Here is a 4,375-nt window from a genome sequence, read left to right on the forward strand (position 1 = left end):
CACCAAGATGCTGCTCGCCGCCTTGGTGCCGGTCGGCTCGGCGGCGAGCAGCATCTTGGTGTAGGCGTGCTGCGGATTGGCGAAAAGCGCTTCCGCCTCGCCCTCCTCCACCACCTCGCCCTGGCGCATGACATAGACGCGGTCGGCGAAACGGCGGACGATGCCGAGATCATGGGTGATGAAGACGATCGCCATGCCGAGCTTGCGCTGCAGTTCGGCAAGCAGCATCAGGATCTGCGCCTGAATGGTGACGTCGAGCGCCGTCGTCGGCTCGTCGGCGATCAGGATGTCGGGATCGTTCGCCAAAGCCATAGCGATCATAACGCGCTGGCGCTGGCCGCCCGACATTTCGTGCGGATAGGATTTCATCCGCCGCTCGGGATCGGGGATGTGCACCAGTCTCAACAGCTTCAGCGCCTCTTCACGCGCGGCCTGGGCGCTCAGGCCGCGATGGCGGCGGATCGGCTCGATGAGCTGGTTGCCGATGGTGTAGAGCGGATCGAGCGAGGTCATCGGCTCCTGGAAGATCATGCTGATCTTGCGGCCGCGAACCTTGTTGAGCTCGCTCTTGGTCATCTCCAGCAGGTTGCGGCCGCGGTAATCGACCTGGCCGGTCGCTTCGCCATTGGAGGAAAGCAGGCTCATCGCCGCCATCATCGTCTGGCTCTTGCCGGATCCGGATTCGCCGACGACGGCGACGGTCTCGCCGGCATTGACCTTTATGCTGATGCCCTTCACCGCCTCGACCGTGCCGTCGAGGGTCTGGAAGCGGACGCGCAGGTCCTTGACGCTGAGGATCGTTTCGGAAGCCATGTCAGCGATCCCCATCCTTATCGATCTTTGGGGTCGAGCGCGTCGCGCAGGCCGTCGCCGACAAAGTTCAGCGCGAACAGCGTCGAAACCAGGAAGAAGGCCGGGAACAACAGCAGCCAGTTGGCATAGCCGATGTTCTTGGCACCGACCGAAATCAGCACGCCCCAACTGGTCATCGGCTCCTGCACGCCAAGCCCGAGGAAGGACAGGAAGCTTTCCAGGATGATGACCTGCGGCACCAGCAGCGTCATGTAGATCACCACCGGCCCGAGCAGGTTGGGGATGACGTGGCGCACGAGGATGCCGCGCTGGCCGACGCCCATCGCTTCCGCCGCCTGAACGTATTCTTGCCTGCGGATCGACAGCGCCTGGCCGCGCACGATCCGCGCCATGTCGAGCCACAGCACCGCCCCCACCGCCAGGAACATCAGCACGAAGTTGCGGCCGAAGAACACCACAAGCATGATGACGAAGAAGATGAAGGGCAGCGAGTAAAGCACGTCGACGATGCGCATCATCACCTCGTCGACCCTGCCGCCGGCAAAGCCGGCCGTCGCGCCGTAGATCACGCCGATGACGCCGGCGACGACACCGGCAAGCAGGCCGATCGCGAGCGAAATGCGCCCGGCCATCAGCGTGCGAGACAAGAGATCGCGCCCGGTGTTGTCGGTGCCGAAGAAGAAATATTGCTGCTTGACGGCCGAGCTCATGGTCATTTCGAGCCCATCGGGCGACTTGCTCTCGATCTTCGTGTCGTCGAAGGCGTCGGAGCGGTCGAGATAGCGGATATTGCGGTCGTCGATCGGCTTCTTGGAGGTGACGGTGACGACGACGCGGCTGCCGTCCTGGTGCCACTCCTTGATGTCGACGCGCATGCGTTTGATCGCGTCGCTCAGCGCGCCCTGGATCATGTCGGGCTTCGGATAGGCCGACAGGCTCGGCGGCGTGCGCACATAGTCGCCGTAGATGGTCGTGTATTCATGCGGCACGACCATAGGGCCGAACACGCTGATGACGGCAATGAATGCCAGATAGTAGAGGCTGAACATGGCGGCGCGGTTGCGCTTCAGCCGCGCCCAAGCATTGCCCCAGAGCGAGCGGCCGACGATCGGCTCCGGAGCGGCTACGGCAAGCTCAGTCATAGCGCACCCTCGGATCGACGACCGCATAGAGAAGATCGACGATCAGGTTGAAGACGATGGTGAAGAGCGCGATCACCACCACAGTTCCCATGACCAGCGTGTAGTCGCGGTTGAGCGCGGCGTCGACGAAGTAGCGGCCGACACCTGGAATGGAGAAGATGGTCTCGACGATGATCGAGCCGGTGAGCAGCGCCGCCGCCGCCGGACCGGTGAAGGAGACGATCGGCAGCACGGCGCCGCGCAGCGCGTGCTTGACCACCACCGACCAGTCGGAGAGGCCGAGCGCGCGGGCGGTGCGGATGTGGTGCGAGCGCAGGCTCTCGATCATCGAGCCGCGCATCAGGCGGGCGACGATGGCGATCTGCGGCAGGGCAAGCGTCAGCACCGGCCCGACCTTGTTGATTAAGGCGCCGTCGCCCCAGCCGCCGATCGGCAACAGCTTCCAGGAAAGGCCGAAGACGAGCTGGATCACCGGCGCGGTGACGAAGGTGGGGATGGTGCTGCCGGCGGTGGCTAGAGCGATCACCGAATAGTCGGCTATTTTATTCTGGTTGAGCGCGGCGATCGTGCCGAGGATCGAGCCGAGCAGCAGCGCCAGCACCAGCGCCGAGGTACCGATCTGCACCGAGATCGGCAGGCCCTTGGCGAAGAGTTCGGTGACGGTGAAATCCGGCAGGTTGTAGCTCGGTCCGAAACTGCCGCGCAAAAGATTGCCGAGATAGTGGAGATATTGCAGCCAGAGCGGATCGTCGAGGCCGAACTGGGCTTCGAGATTGGCCCTGATCTCGGGGCTCAAGCCCCGCTCCTGGTTGAACGGGCCGCCTGGCGCGACGCGGATCAGGAAGAACGCCACCGTCACGATGACGAACAGCGTCGGGATGGCGGTCAATAGCCGCCGGAAGACATAACGCAGCATCGGCGCCCCGCTTCAGCCAGGGCGACGGCTCTCCAGACGAGATCGTGGCGCGCTGGCATCTCTGATCTTCGCACCGCGATCGCCGAAAATCCAATGCGACTTTCGGCCCGGCACGACGACAGACCGCGGCCGCCGCTCCCTAAAAGAGAGCGGCGGCACGGCCAAGGTTCCTTGTCAGCCCTTGGAGATGAAGCGAGACGGATGAATGTCCATCACATTGTCCTCGAAGCCATGCAGCTTGGAGGAAACGATGTCGTGGTAGCTGTAGTAGAGCAGCGGGATTTGGCCGACATCGTCGACGAGGATGCGCTCCGCTGCGGCGAGGTCCTTCATGCGCTCCTCAGGCTTGCCGCCGGCGGCGGCTGCCTTGTCCATGGCGGCTTCATAGGCAGGGCTGTTATAGTTCGAGTAGTTGTTGCCGCTCGCCTTGCGCGAGATGCCGAGGAAGGTCTCCGGATCCTTGTAGTCGGCGATCCAGGCGGCGCGGGCGACGTCGTAGTTGCCCTTCTGCTCGAGGAAGCCATAGTGGGTCTTGGTGTCGGTGTTGAGCAGCGTCACCTCGATGCCGAGCGGCTTCAGCTGTTCCTGGATGGCGACCGCGGTGTTCTTGTGGTTCTCCGAGGTGTTGTAGCGGATCTCCATCTTCAACGGATGCTCGGGTGTATAGCCAAGCTTTTCCAGCACTTTCTTGGCCGCATCCTCGCGGTCGATCTGAGACATGTCGGCGTATTTGGCCAGTGCCGGCGTGTAGCCCTCGATGCCCGGAGGCACCATCGAATAGCCGGGCAGCATCGAGTTCTGCCAGACCTTCTCGGCGAGGAAGTCGCGATCGATCGCCATCGAGATGGCGTTGCGCAGCTCGACGTTGTCCCAAGGCGCCTTATCGGTCTTGACCGCATAATAATAGGTGCCGAGATATGGCCCCACACGGATCTGGTCACCGAATTTGGTTTTGAGATCGGCGAGCTGTTCGGTCGGCAGGTCGCCATAGCTGTCGAGTTCGCCGGCCTCGAAGCGCTTCATCGCGGACGAGCGATCCTCGGTCGGGATGTAGTTGACCACGTCGAGCTTGACGCTCGCGGCGTCCCAGAACTTCGGGTTCTTGACCAGTTTCATGTGGTCGTTGGGAATCCACTCCGCCAGCGTATAGGCGCCGTTGGAGACCAGCTTGCCCGGTTTGATCCAGTCCGCGCCGAGCTTGTCGATCGAAGCCTTGTTGACCGGATAGGTCGCCTGGTGGGTCAGCATCTCCAGGAAGTAGGGCGTCGGAGCCTTCAGCGTGACTTGCAGAGTGTTGGCGTCGATCGCCTTCACGCCCATATCCTCAGCCTTGCCTTTCTTCGTGTTGAAGTCCTCGGCGCCTTTCACCGGATAGAGCATCGAGGCGTATTCTGCAGCGGTGGCCGGGTCTTCCAGCCGATGGAACGAGTAGACGAAGTCGTCCGCCGTCACCGGGCTGCCATCCGACCACAGGCCGTCCTTGCGCAGCTTGAAGGTGTAGACA

At 62.8% G+C, this 4,375-nt stretch carries 4 protein-coding genes; all 4 read right to left on the reverse strand.

What is annotated here, in order from left to right; translation table 11 throughout:
• Positions 1-813: ATP-binding cassette domain-containing protein (locus EOA75_RS29470; RefSeq protein WP_164747644.1), on the reverse strand; the 813-nt coding region annotated here is incomplete at its 3' end.
• A 17-nt stretch (positions 814-830) separates the two neighbouring features.
• Positions 831-1,955: an ABC transporter permease subunit gene (locus EOA75_RS29475; RefSeq protein ID WP_067327929.1), complete on the reverse strand. Its 1,125-nt coding sequence runs from the start codon at positions 1,953-1,955 to the stop codon at positions 831-833.
• Positions 1,948-2,871, reverse strand: coding sequence for an ABC transporter permease subunit (locus tag EOA75_RS29480; protein ID WP_066997760.1), 924 nt, complete (start codon positions 2,869-2,871; stop codon positions 1,948-1,950). The genes EOA75_RS29475 and EOA75_RS29480 overlap by 8 nt, the downstream gene beginning before the upstream one ends.
• Positions 2,872-3,045: 174 nt before the next feature.
• On the reverse strand, positions 3,046-4,375 hold a 1,330-nt coding region (locus tag EOA75_RS29485), incomplete at its 5' end, for a peptide ABC transporter substrate-binding protein (RefSeq protein ID WP_164747645.1).

It is taken from the genome of Mesorhizobium sp. M1A.F.Ca.IN.022.07.1.1, from assembly GCF_003997575.1.
In the GTDB taxonomy this organism is placed as follows: domain Bacteria; phylum Pseudomonadota; class Alphaproteobacteria; order Rhizobiales; family Rhizobiaceae; genus Mesorhizobium.